The following is a 26951-nucleotide window of genomic DNA, read 5'->3' as shown; positions in this document are numbered from 1 at the left end:
TGCGGCCGTCAGTATGCGCCGCTTTGGGTGCCGGCGGCGCCTCCAGGGCTATGGTTTATCAGGGATTCGGGCTGTCCTGGGCTGCAGGCAAGCCGCAGACCGGGCAGAAATTATCACCATGACCGACTTCATGCCCGGCCGGGCAGTGGCGGGTCTTGAGCATGGAAGGCAGGTTCCAGCTCGAGAAGAAGATGCAAAACGCCATGCCGTAGAAGATCATCCAGTGGCCCGAGAACACGCGCAAGCCGTGCTGCTGCTCCGCCATGCCGCCCGCAATGCCGAGAAAAAAGTTGGCAAAAGCGTAAATGAAGACCGCATAGGCAGTGTTGCGCATCCAGGAGGGGCAGCCTGCGAGCACCTTCTTCCAGGAAAACTGCAGGCGATTGCCGTTGTTGATGCGCTGAGCAATCAGTGCCGCAGGCATCCAGACGGCAAAAATCCCGATGGTCATGGCGCTTGTGAATGTCTCCAGGACATCTTGAGGCAAGTGTGTTTCAAGTGCATCGATCTGCCCTGCAAATGCTGCCAAATGTGTGATTGCACTGAGCACAAAGCCCATTCCGGAAATCAGCATCAGTGGCGGAAGAAGAATTTGCATGACGGCTTGAAAAGATAAAAAAGGAGCTGAAAGCGCTTGTTTGCTGGTGGTTTCAGCAGTCAATCAGATATTTTTTTATTGTGGCACAGCGATCAGTGCTCATCTTTTTGCTGTGGGGCCGCCAGACGAATGCTGTCCACAAGCCTGCCGAAGTAGCTTTCGCGCATGGACAGCGAGGCGGGCAATGGGGCAGATGGCAGGCTGTCGTAGCCATCTTCATCAATGCAGAACTCGAAAAACAGGTAGTCGACTTCGGGCAGCTTGAGCTGATGGCGGCAGGCATGGCGGCCTGTGCCCCGTTTTTTCTCGGCAATGGTTTGCATGCTGGTATTGCTTCCCAGGACCGCCGTGTAGGCCATGGGCAGGGTTGCTGCCAGGTTGAGCCAGAGCATGAAAGCCATGAAAGCGGTGCATAGCAAGGCCATCAGCCAGCGCTTGATGGGGCCGTAGCTGAGCCAGGGGCCTGCCGGTTGCCAAAGTCCCAGCCTATGGAGTCGCAGCAGCCAGATGCCGGCGGCTGCCGTAAGTGCCAGCGCCAGATACAGCGCGATCAGCTGCCAATGCGCATCGGGTATGAAGCTGCGCCAGAAAATGGGGGCGAGTGCGCCCACCATCACCGCCATGAAAGCGACGATCAGCCATTTCTGTGGATTGGATGTTTCAGGTTTCCAGAGCCAGTTCATGCTTGTTGCATCGGTTGGGGTGCTGCCGGTAGTTTGATCTGAGCCAGGTTCAAAGAGTTTTTCGCATACGCGCGTTGCTCAGGGCAATGCCACGTACGACGGGGATTTGCTGGCGCTGTAGCTCAAAGCCGAAATGAGCGAAGAAAGCCTGGGCATTGAGACTGACATCGGCGGTCAGCTCAGGCAGGCCGTTTTGCCGTGCTGCTTGTTCGATATGTGCAAGCAGCAATCGGCCCACGCCTTGGCGTGCGTATTGCGGAGCTACAAAAAAGTGGTCGATATAGCCATTGGCCTGCAGATCGGCATAACCCATGGGTGAGTCATTGGCGCAGATAGCGACAAAAGGCTTGAGTGCCTGGATGCGCTGGCGCCACTCCATCCAGTCGGGATGTTGTGGCGCCCAGGCGTCAAGCTGCACCTGGCTGTAGTGATTCACTGCCAGCTGATGAACAGCATCGTGAAACACCTGCCATAGCGCGACTTCATCTCCGGGGCGATAGCTGCGTACATGCATGGGTTGGCAGATTGATTGAGTTTGGCAAAAATGGTTTGCAGCAGATGTATGACACCGGTGCCGCGCGCAAGGGCGGCTGTGGAAGCACTTCTTTATCTGCATGCAACCCGCTGTTTTGATGGATTTTCTGTCATCAACTAAAGGTGAACTGTGGTCTAAAGTCTGTGAAATGCTCAGGTTTTTATAGCGGAAAAAATAACGTCAACCTCTAGAATGATCCGCCCATGCCCTTGATATACCTCATCCTCCTACCTTTTGCAGGCAGCCTTCTGGCTGCTTTATTGCCTGCGAATGCGCGCAATACTGAATCAACACTCGCGGGTGTCATTGCGCTGATATGCGCAATTCAGGTAGGGATGCTGTTCCCGGAAATGGCCGATGGAGCGGTGCTCAGGCAGGAGATTTCCTGGCTGCCGGCGCTGGGGCTGAATCTGGTGATCCGCATGGACGGGTTCGCCTGGCTGTTCTCCATGCTGGTCTTCGGCATTGGTGCGCTGGTGGTGCTTTACGCGCGCTACTACATGTCGCCCACTGATCCTGTACCGCGCTTTTTCTCGTTTTTTCTGGCCTTCATGGGGGCCATGGCGGGGGTGGTGCTCTCGGGAAACATCATTCAGCTGGTATTTTTCTGGGAACTGACCAGTCTTTTTTCGTTCCTGCTGATCGGCTACTGGTATCACCGCAAGGATGCGCGCCGGGGCGCACGCATGGCTTTGACGGTCACGGGAACGGGCGGGCTGGCCATGCTGGTGGGCATGCTGGTGCTGGGTCATATCGTGGGCAGCTATGACCTCGACAATGTTCTGGCTGCAGGGCAGCAGATTCGCGATAGTCACCTCTATCTGTTGGCATTGGTGCTGATTTTGCTTGGTGCGCTAACGAAGAGTGCTCAATTTCCATTTCAGTTCTGGCTGCCAAACGCCATGGCGGCTCCCACGCCCGTGTCGGCCTATCTGCACTCGGCCACCATGGTCAAGGCCGGTGTGTTTCTGCTGGCACGGCTGTGGCCGGTGCTGGCAGACACCGATGCATGGTTCTGGTTGGTCGGTGGAGCCGGTGCCATGACGCTGCTGATTGGCGGCTATTGCGCGATGTTCCAGCATGATCTCAAGGGTTTGCTCGCGTATTCGACGATTTCACACCTGGGTCTTATTACCTTGCTGCTGGGCCTGAACAGCAAGCTGGCCGCCGTGGCGGCGGTGTTTCACATCATGAACCATGCGACCTTCAAGGCTTCGCTGTTCATGGCTGCTGGCATCGTGGACCATGAAAGCGGCACGCGTGACATCAGGCGTCTCTCGGGCCTGCGCTTCATGATGCCGATCACGGCCACGCTGGCCTGTGTGGCCAGTGCCGCCATGGCCGGCGTGCCCTTGCTCAACGGCTTCATCTCCAAGGAAATGTTCTTTGCCGAGACCGTCTATCTGGATGCAGCACCCTGGGTCAAGACTGTGCTACCCGTGGTTGCGACCGTGGCGGGCATGTTCAGCGTGGCCTATTCGCTGCGCTTTACGTTCGATGTCTTTTTTGGGCCCCAGGCAAACGATCTCCCTCACGAGCCGCACGAGCCGCCGCACTGGATGCGTGTACCGGTGGAGCTGCTCGTGCTGGCTTGCCTGATCGTCGGCATCTTCCCGGCCTGGGCAGTGGGCGGTTTTCTGGCTGTCGCTGCAACTCCAGTCGTAGGCGGTGACTTGCCGCAGTACAGCCTGGCCATTTGGCATGGCTGGAATATGCCGCTCATCATGAGCCTGGTGGCGCTGGCTGGCGGTATCTTGCTCTACACCATGCTGCGCTGGCAGCGCACGGTCGGACACTTTGATACGACGCCCGTGCTGGGCCGTGTCAGCGGTCGCAGGATTTTTGAGAGTCTGCTGGCTCGCATCACCTGGCTGGGCCGGGCGGGGCGCCGCAATCTGTCCACGCGCCGCCTGCAGTGGCAGATGCTGTGGCTGGTCTGCGTTGCTCTGGTGGCAGCAGCATTGCCAATGTGGCTATGGGGCATGAAGCTGGGCAATCGCGGCACTTTGCCCGTGTCTTCGGCTTTTGTCCTGCTCTGGGCGATTGGCTGCCTGTGTGCGCTGGGCACGGCCTGGAAAGCCAAGTACCACCGGATGACTGCATTGATCATGCTCGGCGGCACGGGCCTGTGCACGGTGCTGACCTTCCTCTGGTTCTCGGCTCCCGATCTGGCTCTGACTCAACTGGTGGTGGAAGTCGCCACCACGGTGCTGATCCTGCTGGGGCTGCGCTGGCTGCCCAAGCGGGACAAGAATATGCGCACGGCCGATAACGCCGATGCCAGGGCCAAGGCACGCCGCCTGCGCGATCTGGTGCTGTCGCTGATTGCTGGTGGCGGTATGGCCTGGCTGGCGTTTGCCATGATGAGCCGGCCTTTCTATGAAAGCACCTCCACCTTTTTCCTCGAAAACGCGCTGGGCGGCGGTGGCGGCACCAATGTGGTCAATGTGATGCTGGTGGACTTCCGCGGCTTTGACACCTTTGGCGAAATCGTGGTGCTGGGCATTGTGGCCATCGTCATCTATGCGCTGCTGCGCCGCTTCCGTCCGGCACGCGAGGCCATGGACATCCCGGAGCAGCAGCGTTATGTGCCTGGCGATTTGCAGACCGACCTGCTCAACCCGCGCAATGCCAGCGATACAGCCGTGGGCTACCTGATGGTGCCAGCCGTGCTGGTGCGATTGCTGCTGCCGTTTGCGACGCTGGTGGCTGCCTATATCTTTGTGCGCGGCCATAACCAGCCTGGCGGCGGGTTTGTGGCGGGGCTGGTGTTTTCGGTCGCCTTGCTGATGCAATACATCATCTCGGGCACGCATTGGGTGGAGGCGCATCTGCCGCTGTATCCACGTCGCTGGATTGCCGCGGGTCTGCTTTTTGCGCTGGGCACAGGCCTGGGCTCGGTGGCCGTTGGCTACCCCTTCCTGACCAGCCACAGCTTTGACTTTTCGCTGCCGTTGGTGGGACATGTGCATCTCGCCAGCGCCACCTTCTTCGATATCGGGGTGTTTGCGCTGGTGGTGGGCTCCACCATGCTGATCCTGACGGCGATAGCCCACCAATCGGTGCGCGGACACCGCTTCCATGCACGCTTGCTGGAAGAGCAGGAACAAGAGGCCAAAAAGGCCGAGGCCGAGGTGCAGGCAGCCACGGCTGCAGCACTGGCAAGGGGAGGTATGTAATGGAAATCGTTTTGGCCATTGCCATCGGTGTGCTCACCGGCTCGGGCGTCTGGTTGTTGCTGCGCCCGCGTAGCTACCAGGTCATCATGGGGCTGGCGCTGCTGTCCTATGCCGTCAATCTGTTCATCTTCTCCATGGGACGTCAGGGGCTGTCGATCAACAAGGTGCCGGTGCTGCAAAACGGTGTGCCGACCGATTTGTCGCACTATGCAGACCCCATGCCTCAGGCCCTGGTGCTGACAGCCATCGTCATCGGCTTTGCCATGACGGCGCTGTTCCTGGTCGTGCTGCTGGCATCGCGCGGCGCTTCTGGAAACGACCATGTGGATGGCGTGCACTCGCGTACCGAACAGGAAATGCTATGACCGGGTGGACCGAGCGTTTGATGCCGCACCTGATGCTGGCTCCCATCATGCTGCCCATGCTGACGGCAGCGCTGATGCTGTTTTTGCGTGAAGAGCGTCAGCGCCTGAAGCTGGGCATGAACATCCTGTCCACCACGATCAGTCTGGTGATCGTGGTCATGCTGCTGGGCTGGACCAACCAGGCGGGCTCTGCCGTCACCATGTCGGTCTATATGCCCGGCAACTGGCCGGCGCCCTTTGGCATCGCGCTGGCGCTGGACAGGCTGACTGCTCTGATGCTGCTGGTCACCTATGTGGTGGCACTGGCGGCGCTGGTGTTTTCCGCTGCGCGCTGGCACAAGGCCGGGGTGCACTTCCACCCCTTGTTCCAGCTGCAGTTGATGGGGCTCAGCGGTGCCTTCATCACGGCCGATCTGTTCAATCTGTTCGTGTTCTTCGAGATCATGCTGGCCGCCTCTTACGGTTTGCTGCTGCATGGTTCCGGCAGCACGCGCATTCAGGCCGGCCTTCACTATATCGCCATCAATCTGGCAGCGTCTTCGCTGTTCCTGATCGGCGTGTCCATGCTCTACGGCATTACCGGAACGCTCAATATGGCCGATCTGGCCCGCGCCATTCCGCAGGTGCAGGACGCCGACCGCGGCTTGCTGCATGCGGCAGCGGGTGTGCTGGGAACGGCATTTTTGATCAAGGCGGCGCTGTGGCCGCTGAATTTCTGGCTGGTTCCTGGCTACAGCGCGGCGACTGCGCCGGTGGGAGCCTTGTTTGCGCTCATGACCAAGGTGGGGGTCTATGTCATCTTGCGCCTGTGGACCTTGCTGTTCAGCTCGGAAGCCGGGGCATCGGCCCTGTTTGGCAGTACCTGGCTGATCGTGGGCGGCATGCTGACCATGGCCTTTGGTGCGATAGGCATGCTGGGCTCGCAACGGTTGACCCATCTGGCGGGCTTCGCTGCCATTCTTTCGTCCGGTACCCTGCTGGCCGCGACGGGCTTTGGCCAGAATCTGCTGACAGCCGGCCTGCTGTATTACCTGCCGGGCTCCACGCTGGCAGTTGCGGCCCTGTTCCTGATCGCCGATGTGGTGGACCGCTGGCGCGTGGATGATGACGCGGGCGAGCCCTATGAGGATGATGAAGCGCCATTCCTCAATGCAGAGCTGTTGCCCACCGAAGGCTTCAATCTCGACGATGATGAAGAACTCATGATCGGCCGGGCCTTCCCGGCAGCGGCGGCTTTTCTGGGTCTGAGCTTCATGGCCTGCACCTTGCTGATCTCGGGCCTGCCGCCTCTGGCCGGCTTTCTCGGCAAATTCGCAATGCTGACCAGTCTGCTCAATCCGCTGGGCATGGGTACATCCAGTGGTGTGAAGGCCGGTCCGCTGGGCTGGAGCATGGTGGCCCTGCTCATCATCACCGGTCTGATGGCGTTGGTGGCACTCACGCGCGCCGGCATCCGACATTTCTGGGCCAATCCGGAGCAGAGCGCGCCATCACTCAAGGTGGCGGAAGGCCTGCCCATCGTTGCACTGCTGCTGTGCTGTGTGGTGTTGACGGTCAAGGCTGATGATGTGATGCGCTATACCCAGCGAGCGGCCAATGCCCTGCATTCGCCCGATGTCTATGTGCGTACCGTCCTGGGTCTTGCTCCGGTACCTGCGCCCAAGGAGAAGAAGGCTCAGGAGGCTGCGGGTCCCGAGGCGGCGGCACGTGCTGCCGCGCTGGAAATGCAGGCGGAGCCCGTCCCCGGTATCGGCGATGAAAGCGAAGCTGCGCAGGATGCCGCTACCCAGACCGCCGCCTCGGCTCAGAAAGAGGAGGGCCGCCCATGAAGAACATCATGAAATCCATCTTCCCGGCACCGCTGCTGTCGGTAGCTCTGCTGGTGCTGTGGCTGCTGCTCAACCGCTCGGTCAGTGCCGGCCAGATCTTGCTGGGCCTGATCCTGGGCCTGCTGATTCCCGTGCTGCTGCGCGGCCTGCGCCCCTTGCCGGTGCGGGTCAGCCATCCGCTGAGCATTCTTAAGCTGGCATTCCGTGTGGTCTGCGACACCTCGGTCTCCAACTTCAATGTGGTGCGTTTTCTGCTGCTGCCGCGCATGCGCAAGCACCCGGCGGCCTTTGTCCATATTCCGCTCGAGCTGCGCGATCCCAACGGGCTGGCAGTACTGGCCATGATCGTCTGCCTGACGCCCGGCACTTCCTGGGCCGAAATTTCGCGTGACCGCTCCATGCTGCTGCTGCATGCGCTGGAGGTGGAGGATGCCAAGCAGATGGCCGACTTTGTGAAGTCCCGCTACGAGAGCCTGCTGATGGAGATTTTTGAATGAACCCCTGGTTTTATTGGGTGCTGATGGCATCTCTGGTCATGCTGCTGGCGGCCATGGGTTGCTCGGTGCTGCGCCTGCTCAAGGGGCCGCATGCGCAAGATCGCGTGCTGGCGCTGGACTGCATGTATCTCAACGGCATGCTGGCCATGCTGGTCATGGGCATTCTGTATGACAGCACCAACTATTTCGAGGCAGCCTTGCTGGTGGCTCTGTTCGGCTGCGTCGGCTCCACGGCCATGGCCAAGTTCCTGTTGCGCGGCGAGGTGATCGAATGAGTACCGAGGTCATTGGCGTGGATCTGCCGCTGTGGGCCCAGATTCTGGTGGCGGCCCTGGTCTTCGGTGGTTCGCTGATTGCTCTCATGGGCTCCGTGGGCTTGCTGCGGCTCAAAAGCTATTTCGAGCGCGTGCACGCGCCCTCCATCATCGCCACCATGGGCTGCTGGCTCATCATGCATGCCACCTGGATCTACTTTTCCGTCAGCGGCCAGGGCTTTGTCATGCACTCGGTGCTGATTGCCATCTTCATTGCCGTGACCGTGCCCATCACCACCATCTTCCTCATGCGCGCTGCGCTGTTTCGCTCGCGGCGGGCAGGAGAGAGCGTACCGCCCACGCTCAGCAACCTGGTGCGCAACGAACCCCTGGACGAGGAAGAGGCCGCCGAGGCCGATGAAAAGCCTGCGGCGCATAAAGCCTGAAATCCTGCCGCCCAAGCCTTTCAGGGCCGCAGTCTTGCGCTAGATTGGCAGCCATGCTCAATATTGTTGCCATCTGCATCGGTGCCTGCCTAGGCGCCCTGTCGCGTTGGGGGCTGGGACTGTGGCTGAGTGCCGGAGCCAGCATGCCCTGGGGCACTCTTGCCGCCAATCTGATCGGCGGCTATCTGATCGGCGTCTTCATCGCGCTGTTTCAGGCCATGCCCCAGCTGGACCCGGCCTGGAAACTGGCCATCATCACCGGCTTTCTCGGTGCTCTGACCACGTTTTCCAGCTACTCGGCCGAGGTCATCGGCCTGCTGCAGCAGCAGCGCCTGGCCGCAGCCCTGGGCTGGGCCTGTGTGCATCTGGTCGGCTCTCTGTTCATGACCTACATGGGTATGCTCAGCTGGAGCATCGGGTTCAGCCGTTAAGCTGGCAGACCATTTGCCACTATTGCGGCAAACTGCTTCAGCGTTTAGAGGCGAAATACTCTCCAGGGCTATAGCTTTGTGAGCGTATAGTGCAAGCATCATCTGCACTACAGGTGCATTTGAGCTTGAAGTACTTGACGGATGGGCGGTCAGCGCTACGAAATCTTTAGGGATGGCTGTAGTCCGTGCTGCTCAGCATTCTAAGAACCGAGGGTCCATGCAAATTTCTTCACCCCTGTCCGATACCGATCTGGCCAATGCCTGGGCCGAGCTGCACAACCAGGCCCATAACGGCAAAGAGCTGGAACCTCAATCCAACCGCCTTGCATTCGCCGATCCGGAGTTCATGTTCCGCCGCGAAACCCGTGGCATCCGCATGCAGCTGGAAATGCTCAAGCCAGATCTGACCCAGATCGAGCGCGGCATCGAGCACACTGTGGTTGTCTACGGCAGCGCACGCTTTGTGGATATGGAGCAGGCGCGCGAGCAGCTTGCGCAAGCCAAGGCCAGCGGCGATACCCAGCGCATGGCGCTGGCCGAACGCGGCATGCGCAATGCCGAGCGCTATGAGGCGGCACGCGCCTTTGCGCGCATCGTGGCGACCGAAGGCATGAAGCAGGCGCCCAGCGAGCGCTTCTACATCTGCACGGGCGGTGGCCCCGGCATCATGGAGGCGGCCAACCGCGGCGCGCATGATGCGGGTGCTCCCAATGTGGGGCTGAACATCTATCTGCCGCATGAACAGCATGGCAACCCCTACATCACGCCGGGGCTGAGCTTCAAGTTCCACTACTTTGCACTGCGCAAAATGCATTTCATGATGCGCGCCAAGGCGCTGGTGGCCTTTCCTGGCGGCTTCGGCACCATGGACGAGCTGTTTGAAGTGCTGACGCTGGTGCAGACCCACAAGAGCAAGCCCGTGCCCGTGATCCTGTTCGGCACGGAGTTCTGGAAGCGGGTGCTGAACTTCGACGTGCTGGTGGAAGAGGGCACCATTTCCGCCAAGGATCTGAACCTGTTCCGCTACACTGACGATCCGGCCGAGGCCTGGTCCTTCATCCAGCAGTTCTACCAGACTGGCTGGAACAACGGATAAGCAGTCACGCCTGATCACCAAACGGCCAGAAACCGCCAGAAGATTTTCCTCTGGCGGTTTTTTGTTGTCCATCAATGCATGAAGATAGCTCTTGATGAGGCTTGGGCCTGGTTCGGCTTAAATGCCGTGCAGCGACTGCTCGGCCAGTTGCTGGGCACGCGCGATCGAAATGCCTTCATGCTGATCGACGACCAGCGCATCGCTTTCCTCATCGCAGCGGTGCAGCACCACGCGCGGGCGTGTGCCGTCGGCCTGGATATGCACGTCGGCCGAGCGTGATTTTTGCGTGGGGTAGACGGCAATCAGATTAGACAGCCAGCCAAAGAAAATCGGGTCTTCGGGAGGTTTGTCGAAGGAGTCCAGATAGCGCTGAAAACTGGCTTCGCTGGCCGACACCCAGATGCCCCAGAGAAAGGGCTCGTCCAGGCCATGGATCGGCACTTCCAGAAGGGCGCGCACATAGTATTGCGTGCCTTCGGGGTGGGCGATGACGCAGAGCTCGTCGCTCAGCTCGGCCCATTCCTCGCGTTCTTGCTCGCTCAGGCGTCGGTAGGGTGCAGGGGCATCGAAAGCAAAGCTTGGCGATCCTTCGTGAATCTGATCGCATTTGCTGCATTGGTAGGCAAAGATGGCGGCCATGGTGTAAGAGTTCAGCGTTTGCGAAAGACCAGCGTGCGGTTATTGGCCGGCATGGCCTGATCGAGTTCAAGCTGCAGGCCGTGCTGACCGGCCAGGGCCACGATGGCTTCAAAATCGCGCAGGCCGCTGCGCGCATCACGCTGGCGCAGCCAGGCGTCGAAGGTGCGGTTGCTGTCGCTGGTGAAGTGGCCGCCGTAGTTGAACGGGCCATAGATGGCAAACACGCCGCCTTCGGGCAAGTGCGAGCCCACCAGATCAAACATGCGCTGCACCAGCGGCCAGGCCACGATATGGCAGGTGTTGCTGGTAAAGACGGCATCAAAGCCTGATGGATCCGTGGTTGCGGGCCAGGCATCGGCTGCCAGGTCGAACTCCAGCGGAGCACGCAGATTGGGTGCTCCATGGGCGGCGTGCCAGGCCTGGATGCCTGCATGACTGTCGGCCAGGTCGCTGGTCTGCCAGACCAGCTGCGGCAGGCGCGGAGCGAAGTACACGCTGTGCTGCCCGGTGCCGGAGCCTATTTCCAGCACATGCCGGCTGTGCTGAAAAGCGAACTTCAGCACTTCGAGAATAGCGGCCTGATTGTTTTCGCAGGCCTGGGAAAAAGGCAGTTGCAGGGCTGTCGATGGAAGGTTTGGGGTCATAAGGGTCTTGGCGGGCAGACACGGGAAATCGTGCAGGCATCTTCTCCCGAAATGCCAAGTCCGAGCACTGCGACAGCCTTCACGGTTTTAAGCGCAGCCTGATCTCGGGTCGTACGTTCAGGCTGCCGATTTTCCAGCTGTACGCGCCCAGGCCCAGCGTGGGCGTGGAGCTGGCGTTTTGCGAGAGTACCTCGGCATTGCCGGGCAGGCTGACCTTCAGGCTGCCGTTCATGGTGATGCCCAGTTGCGCGAAGTCTCTCTTTTCCTTGTCCTTGAGCGGTTTGGCGGCAATCGTCATCACGCCGTTTCTGTCGGTCTGCACGGTGAACATGTCCAGCAGTTGCAGGCCTTCACCGGGCTTTCGCTGGCCGGCAATCTCCAGCGCATAGCGCGCATTGCCTTTGTAGACGGCTTTCCTGACCTCGGGTTCGCGGCTCAGTTGCTGCGCTTGCGCCGCCAGCTCCTGGTGATCTTTCTCGCTCAGCACACCTTGTTTTCTGAGCTTCATTACGGCCAGGGCATTCACCACCGTGCCGTCAAAGCGGTAGCTGTAGCTGCCATCGGCCTGCACTTCCACGTTGGCGGAGAAGCGCTCAGGTACCAGGCAGGCGGTCAGCACGGCGACGAGGGCGGTGGTCGTCAACAGCGCAAAAATCTTGTGCATGAGGACTCCTTTTGAGTGGCATTGCAGTGGCCCAGGGTGCAGAGGTCTGAGTCATCGTAGAGCAAACAGGGCATGCGCCAATAGGGGCTGCCATCAAGATTGCGTGGAGTCTTGCCGGAAGATTATTCAAAAAGAGTAGCCGCAAGCGATTTCTACATAAGGGATATAGAACCTTTGACTTTGATTTCGGCGGGCCGGAAGCGATCGTTCACTTGGATTTTGATTCGGCTTTGAGCTGGCTGATGGCTTCCTGATAGCCCTGTAGATACTTGGTGCGCGTCTGCTCGGCCAGGCTAGGCCACTGCGCGGCTGGCAGGCTCAGCGATTCCATCGTCAGCCTGGCGGCCAGTTGCGGGTCCCGGGAGGCCTGCACCGCCTGCATCCCGTGCAGATTGATCCAGTGCGGGTCGTAGGCGTGGGGTGTGCGGCGATCCCAGTCCACAACCTTGGCGATCAACTCCTGAGCCTTGTCCAGATCCTGAAACAGATGGCGGTTGATGGGGGCTCCATAGCTCTGATTCATCACATCGACCGCTTGTCTGGCAGTGACGTCGGCGCAGCGATTGGCGTCGAAGCGGGCACGCAGCTGGCCGGCGTAGAACCAGAAGGCAGCCTCGTCCCGCAGACCTGCCTTGAACAGTGTTTGCGACAGCACATAGAACACGGGCGGTTGAAAGCGCTCGGGCGCGGCGCGTATGCGCTCGAGCACGGCTTGCTGCTGCTGAGGCGTACCCTGCGACAGCAAGCGAAGCGCCTCCTGCCCCAGTCTGGTGTCGATCTGCGCATAGACTCCCTGGGGGACCAATACCTGAGTCGCAGGGGAGGGCAGCGGTTTGGGCGCAGCCGATGGCTGCTGAGTCTGTGCGGAAGCAAAGCCCGAGAGCGCCACCAGCGCACCGGTCACCATCTTTGCTGCGACATGGCTCATGCTGAACTCCTTGTGCTTGCGATGCAAATCATTCTGGACGGCGTCAGACAAATACCCACTCTGTCGCATATCTTAATTAGCATGCTTGGTATCTGTGTCTCGTATTTACCAAGAAGCCCTGATTTCGACGAAGACTAGGCATCGCGTTGCCGTGAACCCCGAAAGCTTTGCTTGCTGATGGCGGCTGTGTACCCCATGTCGGCTTGGCCAGCACATCGGCTTTGTCATCGGTGCTGCGCCGATGGCCGAGTGTGGATGCCGCCTCGCCGCCGAGCCGACAGACTTTCAAAACCGGCAGGCTCAGTCCCGGGCGTTGAATGCCCTGTGATAACTCACTTCGCCTTGCGGCGGCAGGCCTTCGAAAGACAGTGCTTGAAAGTACTCGGCAGGCACTCCGGGCAGCACCAGGCCCGGCACCGTCCGGAAACCAAAGCGTCGGTAGTAGTCCGGATCGCCAAGCAGCACGCATCCCCGCGCAGACTGCGCTTGCAGAGCGCTGATGGCTGCCTGCATGAGTGCACTGCCAATACCCTGTCGCTGTCTTTGGGGAATGACGGAGATGGGGCCCAGGCCGAACCAGTGCTGGCTGCCGTCGCTGATGGTGACGGGAGAGATGGCGACATGCCCGACGATTTGCTCGTCAATCTCTGCGACCAGGGACAGGGCAAGCGCCCCGGCTGCGCGCAACTCACGCACGATGAATTGCTCGGTGTGATCGGTATGCGGTGCGTCCTTGAAGGCCTGGATCGTCACTTGCTCGATGGCCTTGGCATCGGTGGGGAGTTCTGCTCGGATATGCATGCGTTGGATTGGGGTTTCGAAAAATATCGGGAAAAGGCCAATTCGGCCCATCAGCCTATTTCAACTGCTTTCTTTAAGCTTCGGGACGAAAAAACCGCCCGAAGGCGGTTCTTTATGGCGGGGCCTGCTGGGTGATTACACACCGGCCACTTCAATGCCCTTGAATTCCCCGGTCGCGATCTTTTCCTTCCAGATCGCGGGGCCGGTGATGTGGGCGCTGGTGCCGCCGGCATCCACGGCCACGGTGACAGGCATGTCTACCACGTCGAATTCATAGATGGCTTCCATGCCCAGGTCTTCGAAGCCAACGACCTTGGCTTGCTTGATGGCCTTGGAGACCAGGTAGGCGGCGCCGCCCACGGCCATCAGATAGGCACTCTTGTGCTTCTTGATGGCCTCGATGGCGACGGGGCCGCGCTCGGACTTGCCGATCATCGAGATCAGACCGGTCTGCGACAGCATCATGTCGGTGAACTTGTCCATGCGGGTGGCCGTGGTGGGGCCTGCAGGGCCGACCACTTCGTCGCGCACGGGGTCCACGGGGCCTACGTAGTAGATCACGCGGTTGGTGAAGTCCACAGGCAGTTTCTCGCCCTTGGCCAGCATGTCCTGGATGCGCTTGTGGGCAGCGTCGCGGCCGGTCAGCATCTTGCCGTTGAGCAGCAGTGTGTCGCCGGGTTTCCAGCTGGCCACTTCTTCCTTGGTCAGATTGTTCAAATCGACCTTCTTGGACTTGTTGTAGTCGGGGTGCCAGTCGATCTTGGGCCAGGTGTCCAGCGAGGGGGCATCCAGGTGCACGGGGCCTGATCCATCCATCACGAAGTGGGCGTGGCGCGTGGCGGCGCAGTTGGGAATCATGGCCACGGGCTTGGAGGCCGCGTGCGTGGGGTACATGTTGATCTTGACGTCCAGCACCGTGGTCAGGCCGCCCAGGCCTTGGGCACCGATGCCCAGGGCGTTGATCTTTTCGAACAGTTCCAGGCGCAGCTTTTCCACGTCGTCGAGCTCTGCACCGCTGGCAGCTTTTTGCTGCAGCTCGTACATGTTGAGGTCTTCCATCAGGCTTTCCTTGGCCAGCAGGACGGCCTTTTCAGCCGTGCCGCCGATGCCAATGCCCAGCATGCCGGGCGGGCACCAGCCTGCGCCCATGGTGGGGACGGTCTTCAGAACCCAGTCCACGATGTTGTCGCTGGGGTTCATCATGATCATCTTGGACTTGTTCTCGGAGCCGCCGCCCTTGGCGGCCACGGTCACGTCCACCTTGTCGCCGGGCACGATCTGCACATTGATCACGGCGGGGGTGTTGTCCTTGGTGTTCTTGCGCTTGAACTGGGGATCGGCCACGACGGAGGCGCGCAGCGTGTTGTCGGGGTGGTTGTAGCCACGGCGTACGCCTTCATTGATGGCGTCTTCCAACCCCATGGTGAAGCCTTCCCACTTAACGTCCATGCCCACTTTCAGGAACACGTTGACGATGCCGGTGTCCTGGCAGATGGGGCGCTGGCCGGTGGCCGCCATCTTGGAGTTGGTCAGGATCTGTGCCATCGCATCCTTGGCCGCAGGGCTTTGCTCGCGTTCATAGGCGCGGGCCAGATGCTGGATGAAATCCGGCGTATGGTAGTAACTGATGTACTGGAGGGCACCTGCGATCGAATCGATCAGGTCCTGCTGGCGGATGGAGGTGGTCATCGTGAAGCTTCTCGGGGGTTGCAATCTGTACGCGTGGGGCGCGCACGGTAAACCCATCGATTATCGGTCCAGACGACAATTCTTGCAGCCATAACCCACCAGTCTTATATATGACTGGTGGGTGCTGTGCGGCGTTTAGCCGGTCAGTGCGCCGAGGATGGAGGCCGAGAAATCGGCCTGACCACCTCGGCGATCGCCTCTTGCCCAGGCCAGCAGGCTGTCCGCCGACATGGGGCGCGCGTAGAAGTAGCCCTGAAGCTCATCGCATTGCATGTCGATCAGGATGTCCCGCTGACCCGCAGTTTCCACCCCCTCGGCCACCACGCGCAGGCCCAGGGCATGGGCCAGGCGCACGACGGCATGGACCACGGCGCGGGCATCTTCCTCGGTTTCCAGGTCGCGGATGAAGCTGCGGTCGATCTTCAACTGCTGCGCGGGCAACTGACGCAGGTAGTTGAGGCTGGAGTAGCCGGTGCCAAAGTCGTCGATAGAGAGAAAGATGCCGATGTCGCGCAATTCCTCGATTGCGCGCTGCGTGGCCTGGGTGTCTTCCATGGCCACGGATTCGGTGATCTCGCAGAGCAGCTGGCTGGCCTGTACGTCGTGGCGCAGCAGCGTCTGGGTGATGCGATCTGCCAGGCCGCTTTCGCGCAGCTGGTGCACGGAAAGATTGATCGCCACCCGCATCTGCAGTCCCATATCGCGCCACAGGGCCAACTGGCGGCAGGCTTCTTCGATCACCCAGTTGCCCAGGCTGTTGATGATGCCGAAGCGCTCGGCCAGAGGGATGAAGGTATCGGGCGCTATCATGCCGCGTTCGGGGTGAGCCCAGCGCAGCAGCGCCTCGACCCCGATGATGTTGCCGCGCTCGCTGTCGATCTTGGGCTGGTAATGCAACTCCATCTGACCGCGCTGAATGGCATGGCGCAGGTCGTTTTGCAGCTCCAGCTGCTCGGAGGCATCGCTGCCCATATGCGGCTCGAACACTGCAAAACCGTTGCCGCCATTGCGTTTGGCTGCGTACATGGCGGCGTCGGCATTGGCGATCAGGTGGTCGCGGTCACCATGGTCGGGAAAGGCCACGATGCCGATGGAGCAGGTGATCTGCAGCTCCTTGTTGCCTAGGCGAAAGGGCTGACTAAGCGCCTTGAGAATGCGATTGGCCACCGCCATGCAGGCGGCCACGTCCTGGGTGTCCTCCAGCAGCACCAGGAACTCATCCCCGCCCACGCGGGCCACGGTATCGCTGCTGCGGGCTTCCGCCATGAGGCGCTCGGCCGCGCTGATGAGGATCTGGTCGCCTGCTGCATGACCGAAGGAGTCATTGATGGGCTTGAATCCGTCCAGATCTACAAACAAGATTCCCAGCCGCTCCTTGATTCGTGAGCGGTTGGCGCGCTCCAGGCGCAGCAGGGCATGGATGAGGCGGTCTTCGAACAGCAGCCGGTTGGGCAGATTGGTCAGCGGATCGGCAAAGGCGCGCTGGCGCAGCTCGGTATTGGCCAGTTGCAGCTTGGCATTGGTTTCCTGCAGCGATTGATTGAGCTTGAAGGCTGTGCTTTGCAGGCGCGCATCGAGCAAGGTGCTGAACATCGCCGCAATCAGCAGCATGACCGTGGTGATGATGATGATGGTGGTGAGCTCGGGGCCGCTCAGGGCTTCCGCGCTCAGGCAGACCGAGCCGCTGGCAAAGCTGGCCGCCGACATCCCGGTGTAGTGCATGCCGCAGATGGCAAAGCCCATGACCAGTGCCGCCAATGTCTGGAACAGCCACAGCCGCTTGCCGGAGAGCGAAAAAAGTGCACGAAACAGAGTCAGCGCCGTGGCCGAGGCCAGTACAGCGATCAGAGCGGAGGCCGCCACCAGCGGCCAGTCCCAGGCAATCGGGATGGACATCTCGATGGCTAGCATGCCCAGGTAGTGCATGGCGCAGATGCCGCCGCCCATGAGCAGCGAGGCGCCCAGAAAATGAGGCCAGCGGTATTCGGCCCTGGTTGCCACTCCAAAGGCCAATGCCGATGCCGCGACTGCCGCGACCCAGGAGGCCAGCGTCAGAGCACCGCTGTAGCCCAGGGTGATGGGCAGCTCAAACGCCTGCATGCCGATGAAGTGCATGGCCCAGACCCCCGTGCCCATCACCATGGCGCCGATGGCCCACCAGATGCGTCCGATTCTGCCCGAGGCCATGCGCATGCGACGGGCCAGACCCAGCGTCACAAAAGAGGCAAATACCGCGATGACGATGGAGACACACACCATCATCGTGCTGTAGCTTGATGTCATGACGGTGGTGGCGATGGGGGTGGAAAGGTCAGTGAACATTGATGTGGCGGGCCAGCAAGGCCGGTCGGATTCTTTGTCCGACATTGATTTAATGTAACTATGTATTTCTGGCCTTGCCGGCGCAGGGGTGTTGCCTCGATTGTGCTTGCCGCCTGCCGGGCTGAGCTAGCATGGACCGGTTGTGGAAGTGGCCTGCCTGGCGGTGGGTCGACTTCCGTTTGCGGCCAACGGCAGCCAGATTTCTTCAGCCAGCTGCGCCGAGTTGTATTGCAAGGAGCGATTCCATGACAGTCACCCGCCAGGAAAAAGACACTTTTGGCCTGATCGATGTACCCGCCAACAAGCTCTGGGGCGCGCAGACGCAGCGCTCGCTGCAGAATTTTGACATCAGCGGCGAGCAGCAACCGCGTGAAATCATTGCTGCGCTGGCGCAGGTCAAAAAGGCCTCCGCCAGCGTCAACCAGGCGCTGGGTCTGCTGGACGAGAAAAAATCCAGAGCCATCAATGCGGCCGCCGATGAGGTGCTCGCGGGTAAGCACCCCGATGAGTTCCCCCTGGTGGTCTGGCAGACCGGCTCCGGCACCCAGACCAATATGAACGTCAACGAGGTGCTGGCCAATCGGGCCAGCGAGCTGATGGGCGGCGAGCGCGGTGAAGCCCGTCTGGTGCACCCGAATGACGATGTGAACAAAAGCCAGTCCAGCAACGATGTCTATCCCACGGCCATGCATGTGGCTGCGGTGACGGCCATCGAGCACAAGTTGCTGCCCGCCATCGCCAAGCTGCGTGTCACGCTGCTGGCCAAGAGCGAAGCCTTTGCCGATATCGTCAAGATCGGTCGCACGCATTTGCAGGATGCCACGCCGCTGACGCTGGGTCAGGAAATATCCGGCTGGGTTGCCCAGCTGGCCCATGGCGAAGCCCATGTGCGGGCCGCATTGCCGCATCTGTATGAGCTGGCACTGGGGGGGACGGCCGTGGGTACGGGGCTGAATGCCCCCAAAGGCTACGCCGAAGGCGTGGCGGCAGAACTGGCCAGACTGACGGGCTCCCCGTTTGTCACCTCGCCCAACAAGTTCGAGTCCCTGGCGAGCTGCGACGGCTTGGTTTATGCACATGGCGCTCTCAAGACGCTGGCTGCAAGCATGATGAAAATCGCCAACGACGTGCGCTGGCTGGCATCCGGGCCGCGCAGCGGCCTGGGCGAAATCTCGATCCCGGAGAACGAGCCGGGTTCGTCCATCATGCCGGGCAAGGTCAATCCCACGCAGTCCGAAGCCGTGACCATGCTTTGCGCCCAGGTGTTCGGCAACGATGTGGCCATCAATTTCGGCGGAGCCTCGGGCAACTTCGAGCTCAATGTGTTCCGCCCCATGGTGGCGCACAACTTCCTGCAAAGCGTGCGCCTGCTGGCCGACGGCATGGTCAGTTTCAACGATCACTGCGCCGTGGGCATAGAGCCAAACCGTGCGCGCATTGACGAACTGGTAGGCCGTTCGCTGATGCTGGTGACAGCGCTCAACACGCATATCGGTTACGACAAGGCAGCCTATATTGCCAAGAAGGCGCACAAGGAGGGCAGCAGCCTGCGTGACGCGGCCATTGCCAGCGGCCATGTGACGGCCGAGCAGTTCGATCGGTGGGTCGTGCCCGAGCAGATGGTCGGCAATCTGTAAGCCGGTTCCGTCCTGAAAAGAGCCCGCCTGCCGGGCTCTTTTCTTTTTGCCCGGCTGTTCAGGTGTGACCAGCAATCTGCACAAGCCTTTATGACTGCGCGCTGGATGCCTGTGGGCGCGGACTGGATTGCGGGCCTGTCTATCGCGGAGCTGCTGCTGCCCGAGGCCGTGGCCTATTCTGGCATTGCCGGTGCGCCGCCCCAGGCCGGGGTGATTGCGCTGTTTGCGGGCTTGCTGGTCTATGGGCTGCTCGGTACCAGCTGCTTTGCGATTGTGTCGTCGACCTCATTCTCAGCGGCTGTGCTGCTGCGGCTGGCCCGCGTCAAGGACAGTCTGCGCGAGCTGCTGCAGCGCGTGCAGATGCGGGGCTCAACCCCGACTGCTATTCAGCCTGGAGCGTGGACGATGCCGTGCAGGCCTTGAACGCCGATTTTCACCAGGTGCCCGGCGGTGCCACGCAGCCTGCGTCTTCGATATAGACATGCTTGCCTTGCTCCAGCTCGTCGGCCAGCAGCGCCAGCCAGGCCGAGAAGCTGGGTGCAAACACGCCCTTGGGGCCTGCCTCGTGATCAAACTCGATGATCTGGCCCGCATGGCCACCAGCCGCTGGCGCAAGGTCCAGCATGGCGCCATCGCCGCAGTTGTCGGTCAGGGGAATACGCAGTGCATCCCAGTACACGGGGCGCAGGGGGCCTTGCAGATAGTCAGGGTTGTAGTCCGGGCCAAGCCCCCAGCCTTCGCTCTTTTGCATGTCCGCGTACATCTGCCAGACCTCCAGCATGCGCTGTGTGGACAGCAGCTCGCCAAAGTACAGCAGATAGGCCTCATTGGCCGCGCCGTTGTGCAGGGCCAGTGACTCACGCACATCGTCCGGCAGGCGCTGACCCAGGGCGGCTTCCAGCTCGGCAATTTCTGCCTCGCTGGCGCCATCGGCCAAGACCAGAGTGTCTTTGGGGGTGTTCTGGGCATACCAGGCGCTGATGCGCTGCCAGCTTTGGGCAATGGATGACATGGTGCTCCTTGAATCTGTTTGCTACTGAATATATAGCTGTTTACGATTTTCCATCAAGCACTAGAGGCCGGTTTCATCCTGAGCGCGCTGCGAAAGCCCAGTTGACCCACGACGCAGGCAATCAGCAGCACGGCAAAGGCCGACAGAGCAGGGCTGCTGCCCAGGCTGGCTCCCAGCGTGCACAGACCGCCAACGGCCATCTGGGAAAAGCCGTAGACGCCGGCGGCCGATCCCGTCAAATCGCTGTGCACGCCCAGAGCCTTGGAGAGTGCGGCAGGGCTGGTCATGCCGGAACCCAAGGTAAACAGCAGCATCAATGTCACGACAGCGGGCACGTTGATCAGCTGCAGCAGCGTCAGGACTACCAGTGCTGCCGCGCAGCCCAGGCTCAGCATATTGCCGCCCAGTATCAGCCGCTCCAGTGGCCAGCGTTTGATGAGCTGGCGTGCCAGCGCATTGCCTGCAGCCATGCCGGCCATCAGCACCCCGAGGTAGATTCCAAGCTGCGCCTTGCTGGTGTGCAACTGCTCGATGAAGATGAACGGCGCTGCAGCAATAAAGGCGTACATGGATGTGGTGGCGCTACCGCCGCCTATGGCGAAGCCCAGAAACTGGGGTGAACCCAGCAAGGTTCGATAGTCATTGCGCACAGTGCGCCAGTTCAGCTTGCCGGTGGGGTGACCGGTCTCAGGAAGCAGGCGCCAGACTCCGATGGCCGTCAGCGCGCCCATGAGCGCCAGCACCGCAAAAATGATGCGCCAGCCGAACAGTGCATCCAGCCCTGAGCCTATGGAGGGGGCGATGCCCGGGCCAATCATCATCATGAGATTGAGCAAGGCCAGACTGCCCACGGCGGTTTCCGGTGTCGCAGTGTCGCGGGCAATGGCGCGGCCCAGTGCCAGGCCGGCGCAGCCGCCCAGAGCCTGAATCAGGCGCGCGCCAATCAGCATATTCGCGCTGGGGGCCAGAAAGGCCGCAAGGCTGGCGACGGTGTAGAGACACAGCCCGACCAGCAACAGAGGGCGGCGGCCCAGTGCATCCGACATGGGGCCGTAGATCAGCTGGCCCAGTGCTAGGCCGAGGATGTAGACGGTGATGGTCTGCTGCATCTGTCCGCTGCTGGCGCCGAAGTGGCGAGCTGCATCGGGCAGAGCCGGGATGAACATATGCATGGCCATGGTGCCGGCGATGGTGACCATGACCAGCAGCCAGAGCGGCGCTTTGCGTACAGGGGTGACGGGACTTTGCATACAAGTGAAATCCGGAACTGGCCGTGAGGGTTCTGTTGTGTGTGGCGCTAGTTCAGCGTTCGGGCTGGGAGCCCTCGCTGGCGCTTGCTTCCAGCACAGCCATCTTTTCCAGCATGGTTTCCAGTGCATCCAGTGCAGCATCCAGCAGATCGGGGGGCAGCTCCTGCATGACTTCGCTGCGGACATCCGCCACGATGGTCTTGACGGTCTCGACCTGCATTAGTCCGGCCGTCGTGAGCTGTATGCGCTTGACGCGCCGATCAGCATCGTCGATGCGTTCCACCCAGCCTTGGGCCTGAAGGCCGTCAATCAGGCGCACGATGGAAGAGCTGTCCAGCGCCAGCGCCAGAGCAAGGTCCTTTTGCCGCATGGCACCCGCACTGCGCTCCAGGTGGACCAGGGGCAGCCACAGCGCCTGCGTCAGACCCAGGGGTGCCAGGACCTTGTCCAGCGTGCGACGCCATTGCTTGTTGACCTGCGCCATGACAAACATGAGCTGGCGCTGACGACTGGACAGTGAGGTGGTGCTGGACATTCCGAATGCATTTAAATAGTTGGTATTCAAATTATTGCGCAAACAGTATTTATCTTGTTAACAGGGTTTTAAGCCAGGATGCTGTGACCTGCTGTCGTCGGACATGGCACCTTGTCAGACGTGCGACGCATCGTCCAAACGGAGTGCGGATTTGCCTGTGATGCGAGCTGCTCCTGTTTGCCCAAGAATTTTCCGAAGCTGGCGGGAGAACTGCGGCAGAGCGACCCATCACCACAGGAGACAGACTCTATGCAAAACCCTGCGTGCATCCGCACCCACCACAGGCCAAACCGGCGTTTGGTGAGCCTGGCCGTTGCAGGATTGCTGGGCTGGCTGTCCATGCCGGCGCTGGCTGGGCAGCATGTGGATGACGCTCATATCGAAGCCAATGCCAGGACCGGCAAGGACTGGCCCAGCCATGGGCTGAACTATCAGGAAAATCGCTTCAGCCCGCTCAAGCAGATCCACAGTGGCAATGTGAACCAACTGGGCCTGGCCTGGTCGTACAAGCTCGATTCGTCGCGCGGCGTGGAAGCCACTCCCATCGTGGTGAATGGCGTGATGTATGTTTCCGCCCCCTGGAGCGTGGTGCATGCGGTGGATGCGCGCACGGGCAAGGCGGTGTGGACCTACGACCCACAGGTGCCGCGCGAGATGGCCTACAAAGGCTGCTGCGATGTGGTCAACCGAGGTGTGGCCGTCTACAAGGGCAAGGTGTTTGTGGGTGCTTTCGACGGGCGGCTGATTGCGCTGGACGCTGCCACGGGCCGGCAGGTCTGGTCCACGGACACCATAGACAACAAGAATTTTTCATACACCATCACGGGCGCTCCGCGCGTGTTCAAGGGCAAGGTCTATATCGGCAATGGCGGCGCCGAATATGGTGCTCGCGGTTATGTGACGGCCTACGACGCCGAGACCGGCAAGCAGGTTTGGCGCTTTTATACCGTGCCAGGCGATCCAGCTCAGGCTTATGAGAGCAAGGCGCTGGAGGAGGCGGCCAAAACCTGGGACCCGGCAGGCAGGTACTGGGAGAGCGGCGGTGGCGGAACGGTCTGGAACTCGCTGGTGTTCGATCCCGAACTCGATCAGATGTATATCGGCGTGGGCAATGGTTCACCCTGGGCGCACCGTAAGCGCAGTCCTGCGGGGGGAGACAACCTCTATCTGGGCTCTATCGTGGCGCTGGACCCGGACACGGGTGCCTACAAATGGCACTACCAGGAAACGCCGGGCGATAACTGGGACTTCACTTCTGCCCAGGATATCGTGCAGGCTGACATCAGAATTGACGGCAAGCTGCGCAAGGTATTGCTGCATGCGCCGAAGAACGGCTACTTTTTTGTGATCGACCGTCAGAGCGGAAAATTCATCTCCGCCAGGAACTTTGTGCCCGTGAACTGGGCCAGGGGCTATGACGGCAACGGCCGTCCCATCATGGAGGAGGCCGTGCGCGGCGCCGGCAAGGCCGAGATCATTCCCGGCCCCCTGGGGGCGCATAACTGGCATTCCATGGCCTATAGCCCGCAGACAGGGCTGGCCTATATTCCGGCCCAGCATATTCCCACGGCCATGGCCGACGATCCGAACTGGACCGGCTTCAACAGCAATACGCCGGGCCAGCTCATGAGCAATACCGGCTGGAATACGGGGCGCGTGATGCTGGAGCCCAGCAGCCCGCCCTTTGGTCGCCTGATCGCCTGGGACCCGGTGCGGCAAAAGGAAGCCTGGCATCAAAAGCATGTCTCGCCCTGGAATGGAGGAACGCTGGCGACGGCCGGTGATCTGGTCTTTCAGGGAACGGCCGATGCGCGGCTGGTGGCCTATCACGCCAGAAGCGGCAAAAAGCTCTGGGCTGCTCCCATGGGCAGCGGTGTGATTGCGGCACCGGTGAGCTATGAACTGGACGGCAGGCAATATGTCTCGATTGCCGTGGGCTGGGGTGGTGCTTTTGGCCTCGGTGACCGCGTGGCCGACTTCAAGAACCCCGGCACGGTCTATACCTTTGTGCTGGGAGGCAAAGCCCCGATGCCGGAACGGGTGGCCTATCAGATGAATGCCCTGATCGGTGGGCTCAAGTACGACCAGCAACTGGTGCCGGCCGGGGCCGCACTCTACAACAGCAACTGCATTGCCTGTCACGGCTATCCTGGCATCAGCAAGGGCGGAGCCCTGCCCAGCCTGACCTATCTGCCTGTGGCCATGATTGACAATCTGGGCAGCTTCATCATCAACGGCCCGGCCACCTCGCGTGGCATGCCCGATTTTGCGGGCAAGCTCAGCGATGACGATGTGCAAAAGCTACGTGCCTTTATTCTCGCAATGGCAGATGCGGTAAGACCGGGCCTGCCGGCAGAAAAAGGCCGGTAAGCGCCGCCGACGCAAGACCGATCACGTGCAAACGCGAGCTCCCGGGCCGTCGTTGGCACGACAGGGCTCTTGTCTTAGAGGCCCAGCGACTTGAGCAGGTCGTCTGTATCGCTGGAGGCTACGGCAGTATTGATAGTGGCAGGCGCTTGTCCAGATTGGGCTTCACGGGCCTGAGCCATGACAAGATCAGGGTCCGGTTTTTCCTGGGCCTCGAAGTCCTTGATCTTGATGAACTCCATGTGATCCACCGCCATCTCCAGATAGAAGATGTTGTTGTTGCCTGTGTAGAAGGTCACGCGGCGCGCTTCCGGGGCATCCAGATTGGCATCCACACTCAGGTTGACTTGCTTGTTCAGGCGGATCATCTTGGGCTGGCTTTGCGCGATATGGGTCTGCAGCTCGCGCTGCACCTTGCTGGTGAAGTCGCCAACGACCTGGTTCATCAGTTCGCCCATGACGTTGCTCACATCGTCCGAGGTATAGGAACTGGCCAGATCGCTCGCGGCCATGCCCATGGACAGCAGATAGCTGCGGTATAGCTCCATGGCCGCATCGGCCGAGAAGTTGATGATGATGAGCGCCGAAAAGCCGCCATCGATCAGCACAAAGCAGCCGATATCGGGTTTGAGACTGGTCTTGGTGATGCGTTGCACCATGCCCGAGTACTGAATCGGGCACTGGGTGGCCACCTGCAGCACGCGCGAGACGGAGTTGCACAGGGCAATCAGCACATCTTCGGTGCCGTGGACGATGGGGGCGGTGGGTTGGCTCATGGCTGCATTGGTTCAAGAGATCGCTGATTATGTATGCAACACTTTGTTGCATAGAGATATCTGCAGCAATTGAAGGCTGCCGCTGTCTGTTAACGTGCCTGCTTTTGGAAAATCAGAGGTATTCATGCAGAGCAAGCTGTGGCGCCTGGCGGCCAGTGTCATTGTGGTGACGGGTTTGACCGCCTGTTCGAGCTTGTCCGGCATGACGGACAAGGTTTCCCAGACCTGGGACAAGACCTGGACCGGTCTGACGGGCAAGAAGCAGGCCCAGGCCCAGACCGAGGTCAGGCAGGCCGGCCCTGCCGCCGCAGGCCTCAAGCCTAGCGAGGAAAGCGGGCGCTGGCAGGGCCTGTACAGCCTGGACGGCGAGACGGCCCGGTTTCAGGAATGCGAAAGCGGCCAGATCATCGGCGTGCTGCCAGAGGGAGACAGCGTGCTGCTGGAGCAGGCCTATCTGAACACGCGCAGCAGCGCCACCGTCGCCATGCTGGCCGAGGTACAGGGCAGGGTGGTGGAGCGAGCCGTGGCTGATCCGGTGCTGGCCCGACAGGGGCGCAAGATGCTGGCGCTGCGGGTGGAGCGCTTTGTCGCCCTGTCCAGCCAGGCGGCCTGCCGCAATGCCAAGGCCAACTGGTAGGCTGTGGCCCGCTGTCGAAATCACTTTTGATGGCTGTCAGCGCTTTGCCATAAAGCGCTGCAGCCGTTTTTAATCCTTATTTTGCAGCGGCGCGCGCCTGCTCCAGCCAGCCGTCAAAAGTCTGCTGATGGGCCTTGATCCAGCCGTCCACATGGCGGCTGACGTCGGCCGAGCTGCTCTCGCCCTGGCGCATGCGCATGTTCTGAGCGTTGATGTCCTCTATAGGCAGCTGCATCACGGCAAACAGCTTGGCAGCTGCCGGATTTTTCTCGGCCCAGGCCTTGTTGGCCAGGATGTACTGCTGATTGAGCTGGAAGCCATAATTCTTGCCATTGGGTAGCTGGGTCTGGTCTTCCCCCCGGGCACCGGGGACATTGGGTACCTCCAGCCAGCTGACCTCCTTGCCCGGGCGCAGCACGGTGTTCACCCAGAACGGGGTCCAGACATAGTAGAGAATGGGCTTGCCGCTTTTGTAGCGGGTGATGGTGTCGGCAATCAAGGCCTGGTAATTGCCTTGCCTGTGGGTGATGCTGGACTCCAGATCCAGCCCCTTGAGATGTTTGTTGATGGCCAGCTCGCAGCCCCAGCCCGGGTTGCAGCCCGTCAGATCGGCCTTGCCGTCGCCATCTGTGTCGAACAGCGCTGCCAGCTTGGGGTCCTTGAGCTGCGTGATGCTGGTGATGTGGTACTTTTCGGCCGTGGCCTTGTCGATCAGATAGCCTTGGACCGCATTGCGCGAATAGGTGCCTGCGCGATAGAAGGCTTTGTCTGCGCCATTGTTCTCATAGAAGGCACGGTGCAGCGGCATCCAGTGAGTGGCGGTAAAGGTGGCATCGCCCTGGGCCACGGCCACATGCTGGGTGCCGTTTTCCAGACTCTTGACGGGTTGTACCCGGTAGCCCAGCTTCTCCAGAGCACGCGAAACCAGCAGGGTCTGGAACATTTCCTCATCCACCGTGCCCTTGAGCGGTTGCACCGAGATGCCTTTGCCGGGCAGATCGCCAGAACTCGTTTGCGCTTGAGCGGCAGCAGCACCAAAGCTCAGCAAGGCGATGGCAACCAGATAGCGGTATCGGGGCTGCAGGGTTGGGAGAGGGGAATGTGCGGGCGTGTCGCGGTGCATGAATACTCCTTGGA

General features: G+C 60.8%; 26 protein-coding genes and 1 pseudogene. 12 read left to right on the top strand and 15 right to left on the bottom strand.

All coding sequences use genetic code 11. The features are described from left to right. Positions 1-58: 58 nt before the first annotated feature. The 3 genes from AAIL66_RS11430 to AAIL66_RS11420 all read right to left on the bottom strand — a co-directional run bounded on the left by AAIL66_RS11430 (position 59) and on the right by AAIL66_RS11420 (position 1795). Complete coding sequence (locus tag AAIL66_RS11430) at positions 59-451, bottom strand: hypothetical protein (protein WP_242607119.1); 393 nt, start codon at positions 449-451, stop codon at positions 59-61. Positions 452-690: 239 nt separating this feature from the next. Then, positions 691-1281 carry a hypothetical protein gene (locus tag AAIL66_RS11425; RefSeq protein WP_045840130.1) on the bottom strand — a complete coding sequence of 197 codons (591 nt, stop codon included), beginning with the start codon at positions 1279-1281 and terminating at the stop codon, positions 691-693. 49 nt (positions 1282-1330) lie between these two features. Next, entirely contained in the window at positions 1331-1795 is a 465-nt protein-coding gene (locus tag AAIL66_RS11420; RefSeq protein WP_034407377.1) for a GNAT family N-acetyltransferase, read from the bottom strand. A 224-nt stretch (positions 1796-2019) separates the two neighbouring features. On the opposite strand from AAIL66_RS11420, the gene AAIL66_RS11415 reads away from it, so the two are divergent. The 8 genes from AAIL66_RS11415 to AAIL66_RS11380 all read left to right on the top strand — a co-directional run bounded on the left by AAIL66_RS11415 (position 2020) and on the right by AAIL66_RS11380 (position 9913). Next, positions 2020-4995, top strand: coding sequence for a monovalent cation/H+ antiporter subunit A (locus AAIL66_RS11415; protein WP_045840132.1), 2976 nt, complete (start codon positions 2020-2022; stop codon positions 4993-4995). Next, positions 4995-5360, top strand: a complete 366-nt coding sequence (locus AAIL66_RS11410) for a Na+/H+ antiporter subunit C (protein WP_003061035.1) — start codon at positions 4995-4997, stop codon at positions 5358-5360. Before AAIL66_RS11415 ends, AAIL66_RS11410 begins: the two co-directional genes overlap by 1 nt. Then, complete coding sequence (locus AAIL66_RS11405; RefSeq protein WP_034407379.1) at positions 5357-7189, top strand: monovalent cation/H+ antiporter subunit D; 1833 nt, start codon at positions 5357-5359, stop codon at positions 7187-7189. The genes AAIL66_RS11410 and AAIL66_RS11405 overlap by 4 nt, the downstream gene beginning before the upstream one ends. Then, positions 7186-7686 (top strand): Na+/H+ antiporter subunit E, encoded by a 501-nt coding sequence (locus tag AAIL66_RS11400; RefSeq protein ID WP_034360432.1) that lies wholly within the window; start codon positions 7186-7188, stop codon positions 7684-7686. Before AAIL66_RS11405 ends, AAIL66_RS11400 begins: the two co-directional genes overlap by 4 nt. Next, the gene (locus AAIL66_RS11395) at positions 7683-7961 is read left to right on the top strand and encodes a K+/H+ antiporter subunit F (protein WP_003057255.1); all 279 of its coding nucleotides are present in this window, start codon (positions 7683-7685) and stop codon (positions 7959-7961) included. The genes AAIL66_RS11400 and AAIL66_RS11395 overlap by 4 nt, the downstream gene beginning before the upstream one ends. Further along, complete coding sequence (gene mnhG / locus AAIL66_RS11390; RefSeq protein ID WP_045840133.1) at positions 7958-8386, top strand: monovalent cation/H(+) antiporter subunit G; 429 nt, start codon at positions 7958-7960, stop codon at positions 8384-8386. Before AAIL66_RS11395 ends, mnhG begins: the two co-directional genes overlap by 4 nt. A 53-nt stretch (positions 8387-8439) precedes the next feature. Beyond that, positions 8440-8817, top strand: coding sequence for a fluoride efflux transporter CrcB (gene crcB, locus AAIL66_RS11385; protein WP_034378558.1), 378 nt, complete (start codon positions 8440-8442; stop codon positions 8815-8817). 217 nt (positions 8818-9034) lie between these two features. Further along, the gene (locus AAIL66_RS11380) at positions 9035-9913 is read left to right on the top strand and encodes a TIGR00730 family Rossman fold protein (protein WP_003078213.1); all 879 of its coding nucleotides are present in this window, start codon (positions 9035-9037) and stop codon (positions 9911-9913) included. 117 nt (positions 9914-10030) lie between these two features. Here the strand turns inward: AAIL66_RS11380 and AAIL66_RS11375 are convergent, their stop codons facing one another. The 7 genes from AAIL66_RS11375 to AAIL66_RS11345 form a co-directional block, all read right to left on the bottom strand. Then, positions 10031-10552: a DUF2199 domain-containing protein gene (locus AAIL66_RS11375; RefSeq protein ID WP_343496780.1), complete on the bottom strand. Its 522-nt coding sequence runs from the start codon at positions 10550-10552 to the stop codon at positions 10031-10033. An 11-nt stretch (positions 10553-10563) separates the two neighbouring features. Next, positions 10564-11196, bottom strand: a complete 633-nt coding sequence (locus tag AAIL66_RS11370) for a DUF938 domain-containing protein (protein WP_343496779.1) — start codon at positions 11194-11196, stop codon at positions 10564-10566. Positions 11197-11275: 79 nt separating this feature from the next. Beyond that, positions 11276-11860: a hypothetical protein gene (locus AAIL66_RS11365; protein WP_343496778.1), complete on the bottom strand. Its 585-nt coding sequence runs from the start codon at positions 11858-11860 to the stop codon at positions 11276-11278. A 208-nt stretch (positions 11861-12068) separates the two neighbouring features. Further along, the gene (locus tag AAIL66_RS11360; RefSeq protein WP_034360541.1) at positions 12069-12788 is read right to left on the bottom strand and encodes a hypothetical protein; all 720 of its coding nucleotides are present in this window, start codon (positions 12786-12788) and stop codon (positions 12069-12071) included. Positions 12789-13088: 300 nt separating this feature from the next. Next, a complete protein-coding gene (locus tag AAIL66_RS11355; RefSeq protein WP_034360451.1) occupies positions 13089-13589 on the bottom strand; it encodes an N-acetyltransferase in 501 nt (166 codons plus the stop codon). Positions 13590-13724: 135 nt separating this feature from the next. Then, positions 13725-15278: a fumarate hydratase gene (locus AAIL66_RS11350; RefSeq protein WP_003061052.1), complete on the bottom strand. Its 1554-nt coding sequence runs from the start codon at positions 15276-15278 to the stop codon at positions 13725-13727. 135 nt (positions 15279-15413) lie between these two features. Then, positions 15414-17600, bottom strand: coding sequence for an EAL domain-containing protein (locus AAIL66_RS11345; RefSeq protein ID WP_343496777.1), 2187 nt, complete (start codon positions 17598-17600; stop codon positions 15414-15416). 245 nt (positions 17601-17845) lie between these two features. On the opposite strand from AAIL66_RS11345, the gene fumC reads away from it, so the two are divergent. Beyond that, positions 17846-19237, top strand: a complete 1392-nt coding sequence (fumC, locus tag AAIL66_RS11340; RefSeq protein ID WP_034360456.1) for a class II fumarate hydratase — start codon at positions 17846-17848, stop codon at positions 19235-19237. Positions 19238-19327: 90 nt separating this feature from the next. Further along, positions 19328-19543: pseudogene (locus AAIL66_RS11335) on the top strand (SulP family inorganic anion transporter); the annotation flags it as partial. 127 nt (positions 19544-19670) lie between these two features. On the opposite strand, the gene AAIL66_RS11330 reads toward AAIL66_RS11335, so the two are convergent. From AAIL66_RS11330 to AAIL66_RS11320, 3 genes are read right to left on the bottom strand one after another with little or no spacing between them, the layout of a single operon-like run. After that, the gene (locus tag AAIL66_RS11330) at positions 19671-20249 is read right to left on the bottom strand and encodes an SMI1/KNR4 family protein (protein WP_034407389.1); all 579 of its coding nucleotides are present in this window, start codon (positions 20247-20249) and stop codon (positions 19671-19673) included. A gap of 53 nt (positions 20250-20302) precedes the next feature. Then, positions 20303-21499 carry a multidrug effflux MFS transporter gene (locus AAIL66_RS11325; protein WP_034360465.1) on the bottom strand — a complete coding sequence of 399 codons (1197 nt, stop codon included), beginning with the start codon at positions 21497-21499 and terminating at the stop codon, positions 20303-20305. 52 nt (positions 21500-21551) lie between these two features. Next, positions 21552-22034: a MarR family transcriptional regulator gene (locus AAIL66_RS11320; RefSeq protein WP_343496776.1), complete on the bottom strand. Its 483-nt coding sequence runs from the start codon at positions 22032-22034 to the stop codon at positions 21552-21554. A 339-nt stretch (positions 22035-22373) separates the two neighbouring features. Here AAIL66_RS11320 and AAIL66_RS11315 point away from each other — a divergent pair, with 339 nt between their 5' ends. Beyond that, positions 22374-24404 (top strand): PQQ-dependent dehydrogenase, methanol/ethanol family, encoded by a 2031-nt coding sequence (locus AAIL66_RS11315; protein WP_343496839.1) that lies wholly within the window; start codon positions 22374-22376, stop codon positions 24402-24404. A gap of 74 nt (positions 24405-24478) precedes the next feature. Here the strand turns inward: AAIL66_RS11315 and AAIL66_RS11310 are convergent, their stop codons facing one another. Then, complete coding sequence (locus AAIL66_RS11310) at positions 24479-25177, bottom strand: DUF3334 family protein (protein ID WP_343496775.1); 699 nt, start codon at positions 25175-25177, stop codon at positions 24479-24481. A 124-nt stretch (positions 25178-25301) separates the two neighbouring features. Here AAIL66_RS11310 and AAIL66_RS11305 point away from each other — a divergent pair, with 124 nt between their 5' ends. Then, entirely contained in the window at positions 25302-25814 is a 513-nt protein-coding gene (locus tag AAIL66_RS11305) for a hypothetical protein (RefSeq protein ID WP_034378541.1), read from the top strand. A 76-nt stretch (positions 25815-25890) separates the two neighbouring features. Here the strand turns inward: AAIL66_RS11305 and proX are convergent, their stop codons facing one another. Beyond that, a complete protein-coding gene (gene proX / locus AAIL66_RS11300; RefSeq protein WP_343496774.1) occupies positions 25891-26937 on the bottom strand; it encodes a glycine betaine/L-proline ABC transporter substrate-binding protein ProX in 1047 nt (348 codons plus the stop codon). Positions 26938-26951: the final 14 nt, after the last annotated feature.

Origin of the sequence: Comamonas sp. F1-6, assembly GCF_039581415.1 — a bacterium.
GTDB classification, from domain to species: domain Bacteria; phylum Pseudomonadota; class Gammaproteobacteria; order Burkholderiales; family Burkholderiaceae_C; genus Comamonas; species Comamonas thiooxydans.
The sequence above is the reverse complement of the archived record's forward strand: the minus strand, read 5'-3'. Positions and strand labels throughout refer to the sequence as shown.

Excerpts from the sequence above, each read along its gene's own strand:
- AAIL66_RS11430 (WP_242607119.1), bottom strand. The coding sequence starts at position 451 with ATGACCATCGGGATTTTTGCCGTCTGGATGCCTGCGGCACTGATTGCT.
- AAIL66_RS11425 (WP_045840130.1), bottom strand. The coding sequence starts at position 1,281 with ATGAACTGGCTCTGGAAACCTGAAACATCCAATCCACAGAAATGGCTG.
- AAIL66_RS11420 (WP_034407377.1), bottom strand. The coding sequence starts at position 1,795 with ATGCATGTACGCAGCTATCGCCCCGGAGATGAAGTCGCGCTATGGCAG.
- AAIL66_RS11415 (WP_045840132.1), top strand. The coding sequence starts at position 2,020 with ATGCCCTTGATATACCTCATCCTCCTACCTTTTGCAGGCAGCCTTCTG.
- AAIL66_RS11410 (WP_003061035.1), top strand. The coding sequence starts at position 4,995 with ATGGAAATCGTTTTGGCCATTGCCATCGGTGTGCTCACCGGCTCGGGC.
- AAIL66_RS11405 (WP_034407379.1), top strand. The coding sequence starts at position 5,357 with ATGACCGGGTGGACCGAGCGTTTGATGCCGCACCTGATGCTGGCTCCC.
- AAIL66_RS11400 (WP_034360432.1), top strand. The coding sequence starts at position 7,186 with ATGAAGAACATCATGAAATCCATCTTCCCGGCACCGCTGCTGTCGGTA.
- AAIL66_RS11395 (WP_003057255.1), top strand. The coding sequence starts at position 7,683 with ATGAACCCCTGGTTTTATTGGGTGCTGATGGCATCTCTGGTCATGCTG.
- mnhG (WP_045840133.1), top strand. The coding sequence starts at position 7,958 with ATGAGTACCGAGGTCATTGGCGTGGATCTGCCGCTGTGGGCCCAGATT.
- crcB (WP_034378558.1), top strand. The coding sequence starts at position 8,440 with ATGCTCAATATTGTTGCCATCTGCATCGGTGCCTGCCTAGGCGCCCTG.
- AAIL66_RS11380 (WP_003078213.1), top strand. The coding sequence starts at position 9,035 with ATGCAAATTTCTTCACCCCTGTCCGATACCGATCTGGCCAATGCCTGG.
- AAIL66_RS11375 (WP_343496780.1), bottom strand. The coding sequence starts at position 10,552 with ATGGCCGCCATCTTTGCCTACCAATGCAGCAAATGCGATCAGATTCAC.
- AAIL66_RS11370 (WP_343496779.1), bottom strand. The coding sequence starts at position 11,196 with ATGACCCCAAACCTTCCATCGACAGCCCTGCAACTGCCTTTTTCCCAG.
- AAIL66_RS11365 (WP_343496778.1), bottom strand. The coding sequence starts at position 11,860 with ATGCACAAGATTTTTGCGCTGTTGACGACCACCGCCCTCGTCGCCGTG.
- AAIL66_RS11360 (WP_034360541.1), bottom strand. The coding sequence starts at position 12,788 with ATGAGCCATGTCGCAGCAAAGATGGTGACCGGTGCGCTGGTGGCGCTC.
- AAIL66_RS11355 (WP_034360451.1), bottom strand. The coding sequence starts at position 13,589 with ATGCATATCCGAGCAGAACTCCCCACCGATGCCAAGGCCATCGAGCAA.
- AAIL66_RS11350 (WP_003061052.1), bottom strand. The coding sequence starts at position 15,278 with ATGACCACCTCCATCCGCCAGCAGGACCTGATCGATTCGATCGCAGGT.
- AAIL66_RS11345 (WP_343496777.1), bottom strand. The coding sequence starts at position 17,600 with ATGTTCACTGACCTTTCCACCCCCATCGCCACCACCGTCATGACATCA.
- fumC (WP_034360456.1), top strand. The coding sequence starts at position 17,846 with ATGACAGTCACCCGCCAGGAAAAAGACACTTTTGGCCTGATCGATGTA.
- AAIL66_RS11330 (WP_034407389.1), bottom strand. The coding sequence starts at position 20,249 with ATGTCATCCATTGCCCAAAGCTGGCAGCGCATCAGCGCCTGGTATGCC.
- AAIL66_RS11325 (WP_034360465.1), bottom strand. The coding sequence starts at position 21,499 with ATGCAAAGTCCCGTCACCCCTGTACGCAAAGCGCCGCTCTGGCTGCTG.
- AAIL66_RS11320 (WP_343496776.1), bottom strand. The coding sequence starts at position 22,034 with ATGTCCAGCACCACCTCACTGTCCAGTCGTCAGCGCCAGCTCATGTTT.
- AAIL66_RS11315 (WP_343496839.1), top strand. The coding sequence starts at position 22,374 with ATGCCGGCGCTGGCTGGGCAGCATGTGGATGACGCTCATATCGAAGCC.
- AAIL66_RS11310 (WP_343496775.1), bottom strand. The coding sequence starts at position 25,177 with ATGAGCCAACCCACCGCCCCCATCGTCCACGGCACCGAAGATGTGCTG.
- AAIL66_RS11305 (WP_034378541.1), top strand. The coding sequence starts at position 25,302 with ATGCAGAGCAAGCTGTGGCGCCTGGCGGCCAGTGTCATTGTGGTGACG.
- proX (WP_343496774.1), bottom strand. The coding sequence starts at position 26,937 with ATGCACCGCGACACGCCCGCACATTCCCCTCTCCCAACCCTGCAGCCC.